The 15,892-nt window shown below is 51.4% G+C and carries 13 protein-coding genes; 9 read left to right on the plus strand and 4 right to left on the minus strand.

Features of this window, described 5'->3' with window-relative positions; genetic code table 11:
* The first annotated feature begins 63 nt into the window (after positions 1 to 63).
* A complete protein-coding gene (locus HPY86_02885) occupies positions 64 to 2,064 on the plus strand; it encodes a polysaccharide biosynthesis protein (protein ID NPV13860.1) in 2,001 nt (666 codons plus the stop codon).
* Here the strand turns inward: HPY86_02885 and HPY86_02890 are convergent.
* From HPY86_02890 to HPY86_02905, 4 genes are all read right to left on the minus strand, one after another.
* Complete coding sequence (locus HPY86_02890; protein NPV13861.1) at positions 2,006 to 2,686, minus strand: small multi-drug export protein; 681 nt, start codon at positions 2,684 to 2,686, stop codon at positions 2,006 to 2,008. The two genes, HPY86_02885 and HPY86_02890, sit on opposite strands and share 59 nt — an antisense overlap.
* Positions 2,687 to 4,606, minus strand: coding sequence for a VWA domain-containing protein (locus HPY86_02895; protein NPV13862.1), 1,920 nt, complete (start codon positions 4,604 to 4,606; stop codon positions 2,687 to 2,689).
* Between the two features lie 67 nt (positions 4,607 to 4,673).
* Entirely contained in the window at positions 4,674 to 5,633 is a 960-nt protein-coding gene (locus HPY86_02900) for an Ig-like domain-containing protein (protein NPV13863.1), read from the minus strand.
* Positions 5,630 to 6,412 (minus strand): DUF2520 domain-containing protein, encoded by a 783-nt coding sequence (locus HPY86_02905; GenBank protein NPV13864.1) that lies wholly within the window; start codon positions 6,410 to 6,412, stop codon positions 5,630 to 5,632. The genes HPY86_02900 and HPY86_02905 overlap by 4 nt, the downstream gene beginning before the upstream one ends.
* A gap of 123 nt (positions 6,413 to 6,535) precedes the next feature.
* Between HPY86_02905 and HPY86_02910 the strand changes: the two genes are divergently transcribed.
* The 8 genes from HPY86_02910 to HPY86_02945 all read left to right on the plus strand — a co-directional run bounded on the left by HPY86_02910 (position 6,536) and on the right by HPY86_02945 (position 15,861).
* A complete protein-coding gene (locus HPY86_02910) occupies positions 6,536 to 8,164 on the plus strand; it encodes a hypothetical protein (GenBank protein NPV13865.1) in 1,629 nt (542 codons plus the stop codon).
* Between the two features lie 177 nt (positions 8,165 to 8,341).
* Entirely contained in the window at positions 8,342 to 9,316 is a 975-nt protein-coding gene (locus HPY86_02915; GenBank protein ID NPV13866.1) for an electron transfer flavoprotein subunit alpha/FixB family protein, read from the plus strand.
* 6 nt (positions 9,317 to 9,322) lie between these two features.
* Positions 9,323 to 9,772 carry a hypothetical protein gene (locus HPY86_02920; GenBank protein ID NPV13867.1) on the plus strand — a complete coding sequence of 150 codons (450 nt, stop codon included), beginning with the start codon at positions 9,323 to 9,325 and terminating at the stop codon, positions 9,770 to 9,772.
* Positions 9,765 to 10,448 (plus strand): 2Fe-2S iron-sulfur cluster binding domain-containing protein, encoded by a 684-nt coding sequence (locus HPY86_02925; protein NPV13868.1) that lies wholly within the window; start codon positions 9,765 to 9,767, stop codon positions 10,446 to 10,448. Before HPY86_02920 ends, HPY86_02925 begins: the two co-directional genes overlap by 8 nt.
* Before the next feature lie 4 nt (positions 10,449 to 10,452).
* Positions 10,453 to 12,084: an FAD-binding protein gene (locus tag HPY86_02930; protein ID NPV13869.1), complete on the plus strand. Its 1,632-nt coding sequence runs from the start codon at positions 10,453 to 10,455 to the stop codon at positions 12,082 to 12,084.
* Complete coding sequence (locus tag HPY86_02935; GenBank protein ID NPV13870.1) at positions 12,085 to 13,167, plus strand: acyl-CoA/acyl-ACP dehydrogenase; 1,083 nt, start codon at positions 12,085 to 12,087, stop codon at positions 13,165 to 13,167.
* 23 nt (positions 13,168 to 13,190) lie between these two features.
* Positions 13,191 to 15,209, plus strand: a complete 2,019-nt coding sequence (locus HPY86_02940) for a PBP1A family penicillin-binding protein (protein ID NPV13871.1) — start codon at positions 13,191 to 13,193, stop codon at positions 15,207 to 15,209.
* Entirely contained in the window at positions 15,148 to 15,861 is a 714-nt protein-coding gene (locus HPY86_02945) for an endonuclease III domain-containing protein (protein NPV13872.1), read from the plus strand. The genes HPY86_02940 and HPY86_02945 overlap by 62 nt, the downstream gene beginning before the upstream one ends.
* Positions 15,862 to 15,892: the final 31 nt, after the last annotated feature.

Below are 15,892 nucleotides of genomic sequence, written 5' to 3' on the forward strand. Positions count from 1 at the left end.
CTTATCTTTTTCAGGAGGGAGCGAATTGTATTTTACCAATAAATCCCCCAGAGGGGAAGAAGAATGAGTATTAGCGCCACCGTAGAAAGGGGCGGCAGAATAGAACGCCGCACTTTCAAGGAATTGATTACCCAGGCGCAAAAAATTGCCGGGCAGTACCTGTCAGTAAAAGCAACCCGGCGCCGGGTTTTCTTTTTGCTGGGTGATGCGCTGGTTGCTACTCTCACAATAGCGGTAGTTAATCTCCTTGCCCCCCAACCGGTGATAAGTTTCTCTGTTTCCCAGCCCCAGCGGCTCTTAATCCTCGCCACTGCCAATATCATTCTTACAATCGGTGCCAACTTTGTCCTGCGTAACTATTCACTCGCCTGGGTCACATTCTCCCTCTCCGACTTACGGAAACTGTTTGCCGCCAGTTCGCTGGTAACAATGTGCCAATTTCTCCTGCGTCTCTTTCCCGCATGGCGCGCCCTTTCGCCTGTCAGCCCGGTACTCATCGGATTGATACTTTTCTTTTTCCTTGCTGCCTTTCGGGGCAGCAAAAGGTTGCTCGTTGAACCGCTTTTTACCAGTGTTGAAGGCAAACGAACCCTGCTCGCCATCTCAGCACGCTGTGGTTATTTTATTCCCAACATTTTGCGCCGCTTAACCAACTTTAACTACTACATCGTTGGTATCGTTACCCCGGACCCAAATCAGGTCGGCAACTATGAGCAAGGTATCGAAGTGGTAGGCACAACCGACGATATCGAGGCGATTGTTGAACGGTACCGAATAGAAGTGGTAATGGTGATGCTCGAATCCAACCCGGGATTCAGTTTAGGCGACTTTTATGCTCGACTCCATCAGATTGGCAAAGTTGAGGTAAAAACGATGCCTTCGCTGGTTGACATTCTTGAAGACCGTTCTGACCTCGGCGCCCTTGAAAAACTGTGTATCCACGAACTGACCGGCAGACCTCCGGTAACAGTTGATGTGAATCAGATGCGCCGAATTTTTTCTGGCAAAAGGATTCTCGTAACCGGCGCAGGTGGTTCTATCGGCTCGGAACTGTGCCGGCAACTTGCCCGCTTTAGTCCAGAACTACTGGTCCTGTTTGAGCGCGACGACTCCAACCTGTTTTACATCGAACGCGAACTCCGGATGTTCTACCCCAACCTGCGGATTCAACCTTTCCTCGGCGACATCAATCATACCCAGGACCTGGAGCGGGCATTTGCTGAATCCCGTCCCGAAATAGTGTTCCATGCCGCTGCTTACAAACATGTACCGGTACTGGAATTTCACCCCGAAGAGGCAATTAGAGCCAATGTCTTAGGAACCCATTTTGTTGCCAAAACCGCCATCCGTTACCATACCCGCACCTTCATATACATCTCTACCGACAAAGCGGTCAATCCCACCAGTGTAATGGGCGCAACCAAACGGCTCGGCGAGATGCTCGTCACCGCAATGAACGAAGTGAGCGATATGAAAGTGGTTGTTGTTCGGTTTGGCAATGTCCTTGACAGTCGGGGCAGCGTTTCAACCATCTTTCGCGATGCCATTGTGAAGCGTCAGCCCATCACCGTTACCCATCCGGAGATGAAGCGGTATCTTATGTTAACCAGTGAAGCAGTCACTCTCGTGCTGCAGGCAGCGGCACTGGGCAAAGGTGGTGAGGTCTTTGTCCTTGATATGGGTAAACCGGTGCGCATCTGGGACCTGGCACATCGTATGGTCGAACTTGCCGGCTTAACTCCCAATGTTGACATCCCGATAATCGTTACCGGTGTCCGCCCCGGTGAAAAACTATTTGAAGAACTGTTGACGGCGGAAGAGGGTACTATCGCCACTGAGCACGAGCGTATCTACCGGGCGCGAATTTCTCAAAACCACTCTTACCCCGAACTACTGGGTAAAATATCGGAACTTGAGGCAAAACTGGAATTTCTTAATCCGGACGAAATCAAAAAAGCGTTAACTCAATTTGTCCCTACTTACCGCCCATCGGCGGTTTCAGGTACTATTCCGGCGCGTCCGGTTTCGATTTTCTCCCCTTCCGGAATTGAGAAAGCAGAATAACTGTCAAGCCCAACGCCGCAATTACCGCACCCCACCAGCCCAGAAGGGAGAGCGCGGTAACAATCCCGGCTGCTATCAACACCCCTAAAAATATCCCGAGCAACGCTCGGGGATAAGACATACCCAACAACATCGCAGCAACCGCACCGGTCCAGGCACCGGTAACCGGCAATGGAATACCGACAAAAATCGCCAGACCCCAGAACTCAAATCGCTCAATCACCCCGCTTTTCCTGCGCGTCCGCCTAAATAACCAGTCAAAAAAACGCTTGAAAAGAGTAAACCGGCTGAGGAGTAAAACCATCCGTTCCAGAATAAGTAAAATCAAAATTATCGGCAGGATATTTCCGGCAACCGACAAAACCAGTGTCTTCCATAACGGCAGGTGAAAAAGGTTGTTCCCGATAGGCACCGCCCCGCGCAACTCAACAATCGGCAGCATTGCAACTACGAAAACCACCAGTTCTGGACTCAACCCCTGCGCCCACAACTTTTCGGCAACCCGTTCTCCCGTACTCGCTTCAGCCGGTGTAACACCCAAAATCAAAATCGCCATTAGCAGCCCGCCAAGAAGCAATTTCCGGCTTAACTCTCGAGTTATCTGCCGCACTGGACTATTCATTTACAACAACCCCCTTTGACGCCTTAAAACTATTTCCGTCCCAAATAGCGCTGCAAGAAGCCCATAAATTATTAAACTTCTTCTCGGGTCCACAGAAAATCGTTTATGGTAAACTCCCAATCGGAACTCAAGGGTGTCAACCTCATCGATACTCTCTGCCTTCACAAACCAGCCGCCACTGAGCAGGGCGATTCGGGACATTAAATCCTGATTAAGACCCAGTTGCGTCATTTCAACGCTCTCTTCTGTTACTCGAAACTCAACCGGACCAGCCTTGCTCATTAGCCGATCCTGCTCTCGCACCTCAATATAGACAAAATATCGCCCTGGAGCCAGGCCATCAATTTCTGTTTTGTAACGCCCGAATCCGGTTTCCTGCATCGGGACATCAAAACTACCACCACCGGAATCTTTCACAACCGCTCGCGCATCTAACCCTTCCCAGGGTGTTGCGTCCGGTCTTTGCGCCTGAAGTGTCAGCGTTATTCGCTCACCAGTAAGATAGCTAAGCGCATCCGTCTCAATAATAAACTGCCCGGTATCTTTTTCGCTGAGATAGCGCACTATCCCGGAAAGGAAAATATCAAGCGGTGTTAGTTTATCGGGCGGCGCATCGGCAAGAAATCCCCAGCGCCACAATGGGTATGCCGCAAGATAAACAACCTTTCCTTTACCGGTTCTGCCCGCCACGAGAATCGGTGCTTGATTCTCCTGAGCCGTCATCCACACTGTCGCCCTTTCGTCTTCGACCGTGCCCATCCAGATGCTATTAAATGGCGGCACCGAACTCAAGTTAACACCATTTTCCCTCAACCAGGGCAGAAACAGTCCCGGCTCGGTACTCGCCGGTGTCCACTCCCCGCGCATAAGTTTCCCACCTTTTACCGGTAGTAATCGCTCCAACTGCTCGCCGGCTTGAAACGCATCTCCTGCCAGCACCAACACACCCGCACCCCTTTCAACCCATTCCCGCAGCGCGGACCAGAACTCTTTATCCCGCGGCGTCTCCTCAGCGCCGTCAACAATGAAAACATCGGCACTGTCCAGTGCTCTTCGTTCGCTTGAAAAACCGCCGGTTACCTTAATCGCCGCTTTGACATCAAGCCGAGGGTCTTTTTCCAGTGCTCGTCGGATAAATCTTGTCTGAGGACCAGGATGGTTCGTAATATAGAAAATTGCCAGTCGCGCCGGTTTAACCTCCACCGAACCGGACCGGCGATTGTCCTGATAACTCAATTCACCGGGCAGGCTTTCACCAATAACCTGGACTGTCTTGCGTCCGCTTTCGGTGAAGACCATCTGGAAAAACACATCCTGCTCACTCCAACCCGCACCTAAGGGAACCTCTTTTGTTTGTCCGTCCAGGCGCAACCGGCACCGCTCCTGATTGGCAAATCCGGAACTCGCCAGCCGCACTCTAATCCTAAAGGTATCCCGGGCATAGACAACAGCCGGTAATTCCAGTTCTTCTATTGTCAAATTTCTTCCTCCTTTGGCACCGAAACCCACCGCATATACGGGAACTGTTAACCGCTGAACAACCGGGATCACAGCGCGTTCACCGTTATCTTGACCATCACTGAGCAGTACAATCGCACCCGGATTGGTTTGTCCGACAACTTCGAGTGCCTTTCCCAATCGGGTGCGCTCCTTGCCTAACTTCACCACCTCATCGCGCTGCCCCGATTTTATCGCCGTATCACCAAACCACCAAACCTCCTGCTTAACCCCTTTTATCCTTTCCTGTAAAAGGGTAATTACCTGGTCAACGACCGTGTCTACCCCAGCCATTTCCATACTCTGGGAACGGTCTACAAGAAATACTACGCGGCGGGGCTGGCGATTCCATTGCAGGGTCAGGACTTTGCCAACCCCTATCCAGCCCAGAAGTAGAACTACCAAAAGACGAAGGACAAGCAACCAATAATTCCCTTTCGTCCCTGACTCCCTCAGGTAAAGGAAAAATGCCAGGATTAATAGAATAAAACTAATGGCGATAATCATTGAACCGCTTGGGTATTGATTCTGTTACCATAATCAGTTTTAAACTCTCAAGGGCCGTGTTAAACTCAACCGGTGAACTTATCAGGTCAACGAAACCGTCACTATTGGTATCGCTGACCCCGAACACCGAATAAACACCAGCCGGCACTTTAACCTCAAAAGAGCCATCCACTAAAATCGGTGCCACCGCCTTTGTCTTCTCCTGTTCGAAGAACACCACCCCGCTCGGCACATCTGTTTTGCCCTTAACCAAGACGCCGTTAAAAACTGAATCTGTTGTCCAGAAAGTCCATGCCGGCGTCAAACCGATATTACCTTCCAGGTCCTGAAACCCGGGAAGTAGTAAAAAGTAAAAAACCTGTCCCGGACCAATCGAATCCCGGCAGACAAAATGCACCTCCTGCCAGTTGGGTTCCCAGACCCGATGAAAAAGCGTCTCGAACTCCGCGGGCACAATCAGATAGTTGAGCGGTAATGTAGTATCAACCGGTTCGCTGAATCGGACGATTATACGAGTTCCACGCCAGAGATTGGCACTACCCGGCGCTGGTAAAACCGATACAACCCGGGGAGAAATTGTGTCAATTCGGGTTGACCCCAGAAAACCGGTGCGAAATCGACCCGCATTGCCCGCCATATCCCATACCAGCCCTTGAAGGAGATAACGCTGGGATGTTTGCGGCTCAGTCCACACAAGTACACGCATTCGGTCCCTTCCCATTGAAATCCCTCTTATGCGCAGCCCGGTGATATTCAAACTCTCAGGAGCAAACCTTGCCGGGTCAATTTCTTCATCAAAAACCAGTTCGACCTGGACCCGGCTTCGGGCGTTAACCTCAACGATACGGGGCGGAAATCGGTCCGGACTGGGAGGCAGCATCTTCTTGGCGCACTGCCCGCACAATAGCAGCAATAAACTGAATGATAAAAGATACCTTTTCATCTCATCTCCTCAAGAAATCTGGTTAACTGCTTATAAAGTTTCACCAATTCGGGTTGATGCTCTTTCAGGGCTTTAAGATGCCGTTTAACCGTTATCCAGTCCCCGCGTTTTACCGGTCCGGTCAGACTCGTGACCGCTCCCTGCTTTTTTATGTTTCGAATCACCCCAACAGTTAACGGCATAATAATCTCCCTCGCCTTTTGCGGTGCAAAACCAATCTCCTTGCCAATCTGCTCCACCGCGTAAAACAACGGATGGATAAAATTGCTCCCGAAAACACACATGGCGTGATAAAGTGGTCGAACTTCAGAACAAACAAGCACCGCCTTTCCTTTTAACTGCGCTACCAGTTGCCTGCCCAAGCGCAAACCTTTTTTCGTACCGTCCAGCGCAAAGTATCCTCCGGGCAGGTCTTTTTTCGCCTGCTGACAACTGAAAAAACTCTTGATCGGATGCAGGGCTAAAGTTTCTATACCTCGCTCAGCCGCACCTTTAAAAAGTTCAACCCCATAGGCACCGGAAAGGTGAACTACCAGGGTCCCGGGTTTAATGTACCGCCTTAACCGTAAAAACAGTTTCTGAATCTGCCGGTCCGGCACCGCAAAAAAAATCACATCAACATCCGGCACCAAGTAGCGGGCATCTTCGGTCCGACGCCTTACGGTTAGAACCTTATATCCCAGTCGGGAAAGATGCCAGCCAAGCGCACTACCAACTTTCCCATAACCAACAACTAAAACCCGAATCTCTGCCCTTCTACTCTTTTGCGCTTTTGCCATTTTCCTATAATACCCATTTGACAAACCAAATTCAAGAAGTAAAATATAGTGCGTGATGAACTGGCTCGGTCAAAAAATTTTACTAAATCAGGTGCGCGACACCTTCAACCTCTGGAGGCTTAGATGAAAAGATTTTTGCTGCCCATCATACTGGGTGTCTGTTCTCTTGTTTTTGCAGAAGAAGGGGCAAGGTATCTTATCATTACCACCGACGCACTTGCTCCGGTAATTAAACCCCTTGCCGACTGGAAGCACTATTCTGGTATGCAGTGTAAGGTGGTAAAATTGTCCGAAATCGGCAGTCCGGCTGACACCACCGCAATAAAAAACTATATTAGAAACGCCTACAACAACTGGCCCGTTCGACCGGAATACATCCTCCTGGTCGGGTCACCATCATCTCTTCCCGCACGCTTTTATCGAATCCAGCAAGGGTATGGTTACTATTCCGACAATGTTTATGGCGATATAAACAGCGACCTGTATATGGACATTCCAGTTGGCAGGTTCATTGCCAGTACTGCGTCCCAATGCAGTGTGATGGTCGCAAAAACCCTTGCCTATGAACGATACCCTGACCTTACCGACAGCCTCTGGATGCGCCGTCTCACCACAGTTATCCGCGAAAATAGCGACTCCGACGACACCATTTACTGGAACGACATCCGAATACTCGCCAGCCTCGCGGGCGCTAATGGATTTGTCAGTTGCGACTCTCTCTCCTATTTGCGTGGCCACACCGCGAATAATGTCATTAACTCGGTAAACAACGGCACCGCAATAGTTCTTTATCGGGGCAGTGGTGTCAGTAACTGGTATCAGCCTTTTAGTGTCAACCCTTATTTGACAAACAACGGCAAAAAACTGCCTATTATCCTTTCCATCACCTGTGAAACGATGACTCTGGCACCAGGGGAACAGATGGTTGGTGACTCCTGGGTGAAAGCCGGAACTGTAACTAACCTTAAAGGTGCGGTCGCATTTTTTGGTAACACCCATTCGCTTGCCTCCAGCACCATTACAGTCCGGAAAAGAAGCGCTGTTGCCCGTGCCTTTGCCAGGGCGTTGTTCCTTGAAGGGAAAACTAAACTTGGTCAGGCGATGATTCGCGCCAAAGATTCGCTTTACCGGGCATTCGCCGATGCCGCTGATTACCGTGGTTTTAATCTTCTGGGCGACCCCGACCTTGATATCTGGACTGCTACTCCGAAACTTCCAACCGTTGAGCATCCAACTGTAATCCCGCCCGAGCCTCAGGAACTTGCAGTCCGCGTCTTACTTAATGAACAACCCATTGCCAACGCCTTAGTATGCATCTCAATGGACACGACAATTTATGAATATGGCTACACCGACAATTATGGCGCCATCGCCTTTAACATCAACCCAACCGATACCGGTAGACTGCGCCTCGTGGTAACAGGCCATAACCTCTACCCTTATGATACTCTAATTCCAGTCGGACAGGTTGGCATACAGGAAACACCGGTACTTCTGTCAACAACTAAGGTTATTGCCACACCCCAGGTCTTTCGGCAGACAACTCGCCTGGTCCTCGCCAATTCATCTACCCCAGGCACCGAAATTGTCATCTACGATGCCAGTGGCAGACCGGTACGCACGCTAAAACACATTAAAACTGATGCTATCTGGGATGGCACCGATGACAATGGAACGCCCTGTCCGGCAGGCGCTTACCTTTGCTGGGTCAAAAACGGTACGAGCCCGACAAAAGTTCTGAAACTGAGATAATGCAGTAATCCCGGCATCACCCGCGTAATAAAGAGGTACGCCTGAAACTGGGCAACACTGATAAAAGGGCAATCATTCTCAATTTCTTGACTTGTTTTTCTCTAATGGTACACTGAATATTCTGATAGATTTCTTTGTTATTATGAAGTTAACAACCAACATAGCAGGAGGAATCTAATGGTAATGGTTTTTTGCGAACAGCGTGAAGGCAGTCTAAAGAAAGTTGCTTTTGAAGCACTGCTTGCCGGTTTCAAAATTGCCGAAAAGAAGCAGGATGAACTCACCGCGGTCGTTTTAGGGAAAAACATCTCAACCCTCGCTCAGGAAGTTGTTAAATTCGGCGTTAATAAAGTTATCACCGTTGATGACCCGACACTCGAATTTTACACCCCGGACGGCTATGGCAGTGTCCTGGAGAGACTGGCGCGCGAACACAAACCGTATGCAATCATCCTCAGCGCCACCGCGCTAGGTAAAGACCTCGCCGCCACCATCGCTTCCCGGTTGGAAACCGCGCTGTTATCAGACTGTACCGCAATTGACTTTGATGAAGAGGGAAATGTCGTTGCCACTCGCCCAATCTATGCCGGTAAAGCACTCGCGACCGTTAAAGCGCCGGGAGCACAACCGCTGGTCATAAGCCTGCGACCCCGGGCGGTAGGCGCTCAAGGAGAACTAAACCGCGGCGGGCAGATTGTCGCCGCCCAGTTAACACCCGAAGAGTTGCGAATGAAAGTTGCGGAAATCGTCAAAACAGTTACTAAAACGGTAGAACTGACCGAAGCCGACATCGTCGTGTCCGGTGGTCGGGGAATGAAAGCACCGGAAAACTACGCCCTGCTTGAAGAACTGGCAGCGGTTATTGGCGCGGCTGTGGGCGCCTCCCGTGCTGCGGTCGATGCCGGCTGGCGCGACCACCAATTCCAAGTAGGACAGACCGGCAAAGTTGTAGCACCTTCACTCTATATAGCCTGCGGTATTTCCGGTGCCATCCAGCACCTGGTTGGAATGATTAACTCAAAATGCATCGTGGCAATCAACAAAGACCCTGAGGCGAATATCTTTAAGGTTGCCGATTATGGAATTGTCGGTGACCTGTTTCAGGTTGTCCCTCTTCTCACTGAAGAGTTCAAAAAAATCAAGCAGGGATAGACCGTTATGCCCAACACCGTCCAGACCGATGTTCAGAAGGTAAAACGCGTTCTCGAAATAATTCTCGACACCTCGGCTTCTCCGGTACCGCGCTGCCGGCTGCTCTCTTCTGGATTTGGACCTTCCCACACATTAAAGGTCAAGGAAAACATCACCGGTACCCGCGCCTGTCTGGGTTGTGGGAATTGTGTTGACATCTGCTCGCTTTTGGCACGAGAACCCGCCCGATTAAAACGCACCGCCCAGCGCACCAGCCTCGCCCTCGAAACAATGGTCGGCTCGGACTGCGACCGCTGTTATCAGTGTGTCTTATCCTGCCCCCAGGTTGATACTACAATAAAACATTACATCGTCAGAGAAAAGGCGATTGAACAGATGAGACATCTGCTGTCGCACCTGGCGCCCCGCGATGACTATTATCTTGACGAGTTTTATCAGGAGGCAATCAATGGCTGAAAATATGATTGACATCTATATTATGGGTGAACATCATCGGGTTCCCGATTCATTGACTATCCTTCAAGCGCTTGAGTACGCGGGCTATCGGCTTATTCGGGGTGTTGGCTGCCGGGGTGGTTTTTGCGGCGCCTGTGCCACTGTGTATCGCGTTGTCGGAGATTACCACTTAAAATTCGCCCTTGCCTGCCAGACCAAAGTTGAACCCAATATGCAACTGGCGATGATTCCTTATTTCCCGGCGCATCAGCCGCGCTATCGCCTTTCCGAACTCAAAGGTACCGCCCAGGAGGTGCTCGATATCTACCCCGAAATGTTAACCTGCTACGGTTGTAACACCTGCACCAAATCCTGCCCCCAGGAAATTGATGTCCTGGGCTATGTTTCGGCGATTGTCCGGGGTGATATTCCGCTTGCTGCCGACATCTCGTTTGACTGTATTATGTGCGGACTGTGTGTCAGTCGCTGCCCGGCCGAACTGGTAAAACATCACGCCGCCTTACTCTGCCGGCGCATCTACGGCAAATTTCTCGCCCCCCGCTCCGAACATCTGAAACAACGGATTCAAGAAATCAAATCGGGCAAATTTAATGCTGCCATCGCTGAACTTAAAAATATGCCCCAGGCAGAACTTAAAAAACTTTACGCTAACCGGGATATAGAACCCGAGGAGTAAACAAATGGCTTATCCATCTCCGTTGAATGAACTTGCCACCCGCGTGGCAGAAACAAGACCGGACCGCCTAAATCAAGCCTTTCCCCGCCTGACCGCCGAGGAAAAAGATAAACTGCTCCATGAATACCATCCGGACTACCGTGCCGACACATTCTCCACCCTTCGGGTTGGACCGAACGCCGGCGACCGCACCCCGCGCGAACTTGCCCTCCTCCTTGAGGGCGAAAGCCTGTTAAAAGGAACAAACATCGCGCTTGACCATCCAGACTACGACTGCGATGTCCTGGTAATTGGTGGCGGTGGTGCTGGTTGCGCCGCCGCGCTCATCGCCGAGGACCTTGGAGCAAAAGTACTTGTGGCAACAAAACTCCGTCTTGGTGACGCCAACACAATGATGGCGCAAGGTGGAATTCAAGCCGCCGACAAAGAAAACGACTCGCCGGCAATCCACTATCTCGATGTGCTGGGAGGTGGACATTTTGCCAATATCCCGGAACTGGTGGAAACGCTCGTTACCGATGCGCCGGAAGCAATTCAATGGCTTGAAGAGCTCGGGGTAATGTTTGATAAAAACCCGGACGGGTCAATGAAAACAATTCACGGTGGTGGCACATCCCGCAAACGGATGCACACCGCTCGCGACTACACCGGTGCGGAAATTATGCGTACCCTCCGCGATGAGGTGAAAAGCCGGCCGCAGATTACCGTCCTGGAATTCTCGCCGGCGGTTGAACTTCTCACCGACTCAACCGGTGCAACCACCGGCGCGGTTCTGTTAAACCTGAACCTCAGTGGCAATGCCTTTTCCCGCGATTACCACTACACGGTAGTTCGGGCAAAAACGGTCATTATCGCCACCGGCGGCAGCGGTCGACTTCACTATCAGGGATTCCCAACCTCCAACCATTACGGTGCGACCGGTGACGGTTTAGTTCTTGCCTATCGTGCTGGTGCCCGACTGGCATTTATCGATACGATGCAGTACCACCCCACCGGTGTTGCTTATCCCCAGCAAATCATTGGCCAGCTGGTGACCGAAAAGGTCCGGAGTCTGGGCGCCCAGCTACTTAACATTGACGGACAGCAGTTCATATACCCGCTGGAAACCCGGGATGTGGTTGCCTCAGCGATAATCCGGGAATGTCAGCAAGGCAAAGGAGTTGTAACACCCGGCAACATCTCTGGTGTCTGGCTTGACACGCCAATGATTGAAATTTTGCGCGGTCCAGGCACGGTTAAAAAAGAACTGCCCGCAATGGTTCGTCAATTTGCCCGCTTTGGTATTGAACTGGACAAAGAACCGATTCTCGTATATCCGACTCTACACTATCAGAATGGTGGGGTCGCAATTGACCCTGATTGCCGAACCAATGTTCCATTTCTGTTTGTTGCCGGTGAGGCTTCGGGCGGTGTACACGGCCGCAACCGTCTGATGGGCAACTCACTACTAGATGTCATCGTGTTCGGACGCCGGGCTGGTGCGGCTGCTGCTCAGAACGCCCGGGCAAGAGGTTCTAACCTAGAACTCACTCTCAAACATCTCGAAAAATGGGACCAGGAGTTGCAAAAACAGCGCATCGCTCCGGCAACAAAATCGCCCTTGATTCTGCCCGATTATACAAAAAAGGAGGCTTGATTGGACTTCTCTTTTTCCGAAGATGCCGAAATGATTCGGCAAACGGTTCATGAGTTTGTCCGGCGTGACCTCCTGCCTGTGGAACCAAAATTTCTCAATGTCCGCACCCGAGAAGAACGAGAAGCCATTACCCGGGAAGCCACTCAAAAAATAAAAGAAATGGGACTGTACAGTGCTGGCGTGCCCGAGCAGTTTGGAGGTGGTGGTCTGGGTTTAATTGAAACCTGCCTGATCGCGGAAGAGCTGTCAAAAACTATCATACCGGTTGATTGGGGTGATTTTACCCCGATTCTTTACGAATGCCCGGACAGTCTAAAAGCGGATTATCTTTTGCCGGTTGTTGCGGGTGAAAAGAGTTATGCCCTTGCCTTCCGGGAGCCGGAACATTTTTCCAATCCCGATGATATGTCCGCCACCGCCCTGCCGGATGGTGACAATTACATTCTCAACGGTGTTAAACTACTCTCCCGTCCCGACTTTGACTTCTGCCTCGTCTTTGCCCGAGCGCCCGAGGGTGTTGCCTGTTTCATCGTTGATAACAACACCCCCGGCACCGAAGTCGACTTTGGCGTTACTCCTGCCCGGTTGCTCCTGTCAGAATGTCGTATCGGCTCCGACAAACTCCTTGGCAAACCTGGTGCAGCGCTCTATCTCGGCTATAAATGGTTTCCGCTGTCGCGCATCTCCCGGAGTGCCGCAATCCTCGGGGTCTGCAGCCGCATACTTGAAACATCAGCACAGTATGTCCGGGATTGGAAATCGATGAACGAACCAATCTCTACCCGCAAAGAGTTCCAGCGCAGCCTTAGCGCAATGGCGGCAAACATCGAAGCCCTGCGCTGGCTGGTTTATCGCACCGCCTGGCTCGCCACCAATTCCAGCAGCATTAACTTTGACACAATGATCTTAAAGCTCTATGCCCACAATATCCTCGAGGATACGGTTAACACCTCGGTGCGCATTCATGGCGGCACAATACCTCCCACCCAGCACTGGCTCGTCAAGGCATCACAGGAAGGCGAAGCCCTTGATATGCTCCGGCTGGCGGTAAGCAATGAGGTTATAAACCGCTACACAACCTGAATTGTGACCACCGGTTGAGTACCTTGTCTCGTCCATTACGGGCTCTCCTCCTGACCGTTCTTGTCGGTCTTGTTCTTATCACCCTGTTTGGCATCGCTGTCTTTCTCAAACTCCGCGCCGACCTCCCAACCCCGGAAACCATTCTTAACTTTAAAGCACCCGCCAGCACCCGAATTCTCGACTGTAAAGGTCGTGTCATCGCTGAACTGTTTCAAGAAAAAAGGCGTCCGGTACCGCTCGAAACTATTCCCGCCTGTCTCGTTGATGCGGTTGTTGCAGTTGAGGATAAGCGCTTCTACCATCACTGGGGTATTGACCTCATCCGGGTTGCCGGTTCAATCGTTGCCAACATCCTTCACCCCGGAGACCTGCAAGGCGCCTCTACCATCACACAACAACTTGCCCGTTCTATGTTCCTCACCCCGAAAAGGACCCTCAGCCGAAAATTGAAGGAGATGGTCCTCGCCCTGGAACTGGAACGCCACTATTCCAAACAGGAAATTCTTGAGATGTATCTTAATCAGGTGTGGTTTGGTGGTTCAATATACGGGGTTGCCGCTGCCAGTGAGAAGTATTTTGGTAAACATGTCTCGCGCCTCGACCCGGTCGAGTGTGCGACGATTGGCGCAATGATTGCCAATCCCAGCGCCTACTCTCCTTACTCCCATCCGGAGCGGCTTATCCGACGCCGCAACTTTTTCCTCACCAAACTGTATCGACTGGGCCGTTTGACAAAAGAGGAGTGGGAAAAGGCACTGCAGAGACCATTAAATGTTCAACCCCCGGGTGGTGTTACTAACGAAGCCCCTTACTTTGTTGAAGAAATACGACGCTACTTGATCAACCGCTACGGCTACGACTTCGTTTACAAATCGGGCGCAACAATCTACACTACCCTTGACCTCGACATCCAAGCCGCTGCGAATCGAAGCCTTCTCGGCTGGCTGGACCGTCTGGAATCAGACTACCGTCTGAAACCGACAAAACGATTCTACGACTCAATCGCCAAGTCCGACACCACAATTGGTGAACCCGCTTATCTTCAGGGCGCGCTCGTGGTACTCGATGTTAAAACCGGCGAGGTCCGGGCAATGATTGGCGGCAGGGACTTTCGTGCCAGCGAATTCAACCGGGCAACTCAGGCTTTGCGTCAGGTAGGAAGTACCTTTAAGCCGTTTGTCTTCACCGCGGCGATTGACAACGGGTTAACCGCTGCCGACATTGAAGAAGACAACCCCATCACCCTGAAGATACCGGGCCAACCCGATTACCAACCCCACAATTACGACCAGAAATTTTTGGGTCCGATGACTTTGCGCCGGGCACTGGCTTTATCCCGCAATCTGGTTGCGGTCCGCCTTGCCGCCCGAATCGGTCCAGAACTTGTCGCCCGCTATGCCACAACAATGGGAATTACCCGCAAACTCCCGCCTTATTACTCACTTGCTCTCGGCTCAATCGAACTCACCCTTATGGAAATGACCAACGGTTTCAACACCATCGCCAACCAGGGGGTTCGGGTTAAACCGATAATGATTAACCGTGTTGAGGACCAGAACGGTCAGGTACTTGAAGAAAATCATCCGGAACCAATGCTCGCAATCAGACCCCAAACCGCTTACATAATGACCAGTATGATGCAAAGTGTGGTCAATGAAGGCACCGGCACCGCAATTCGCCAGGTTGGTTTTACCGGACCAGCCGCCGGCAAAACCGGCACCACCGACGATTACACCGACGCCTGGTTTATCGGTTCCACACCAACCCTTACCTGCGGCATCTGGATTGGCTATGACAAAAAAAGAACAATCTTCCGCGGGGCAACGGGTGGCGTTATCGCAGCACCAGTCTGGGGCGAACTTATGAAGCAAATCGCCCAGGACACGATGAGCACATTCCCGGTGCCACCGGACATCAAAACCAGCGCCATCTGTGAGCAGTCCGGCAAACTCGCCACCCCATTTTGCCCCCGCGCCCGCTATGAGGTGTTCATCAGTGGTACCGAACCCACAACCCTTTGTCCCCTTCACAACCGCCCCTGAAACACCGGCGCTCATAAAGATTTATCAAGCACTTTACCGGGCGTTTGGACCCCGGCACTGGTGGCCCGCGGAGACCCCGTTTGAAGTCATTGTGGGCGCCATCCTGACCCAGAACACCGCGTGGAAAAATGTGGAAAAGGCAATCACCAACTTGAAATCTGCCGGGCTATTAGAACTCTATCGATTGAACCGACTGCCCCGGCAAAAAATGGCCTCCCTTATCCGACCCGCCGGTTATTACAACATCAAGGCAAAACGGCTTCGGGCATTGACCGAATGGCTCGAAACTAACGGCGGACTTGAAAGAGTAAAAAGGTTTTCAACGCCGAAACTTCGGACTCAACTCCTTGACATTTACGGCGTTGGTCCAGAAACCGCCGACTCGATTCTCCTGTATGCGTTTAACCGCCCGGTCTTTGTCGTCGACGCCTACACTCGAAGAATTTTCAGCCGCTATGGACTCATATCAGGAAATGAACCGTATGAGCAGTTGAGAATTTGGCTGGAACAACAACTTGTTCCGTTAACCGGCAAGAGCAGGGCACGTGCCGTTGCTATCTTTAATGAATACCATGCCCTGCTCGTGCATCTCGGAAAAACATATTGTCGGCCCCAGCCAATATGTTCGGGCTGTCCGCTTGAGTCCGTTTGACTTTACCTTGATTCCTCCCTAACATACCATT

This window comes from candidate division WOR-3 bacterium, assembly GCA_013177935.1.
Lineage (GTDB): Bacteria > Hydrothermota > Tepidihabitantia > Tepidihabitantales > Tepidihabitantaceae > Tepidihabitans.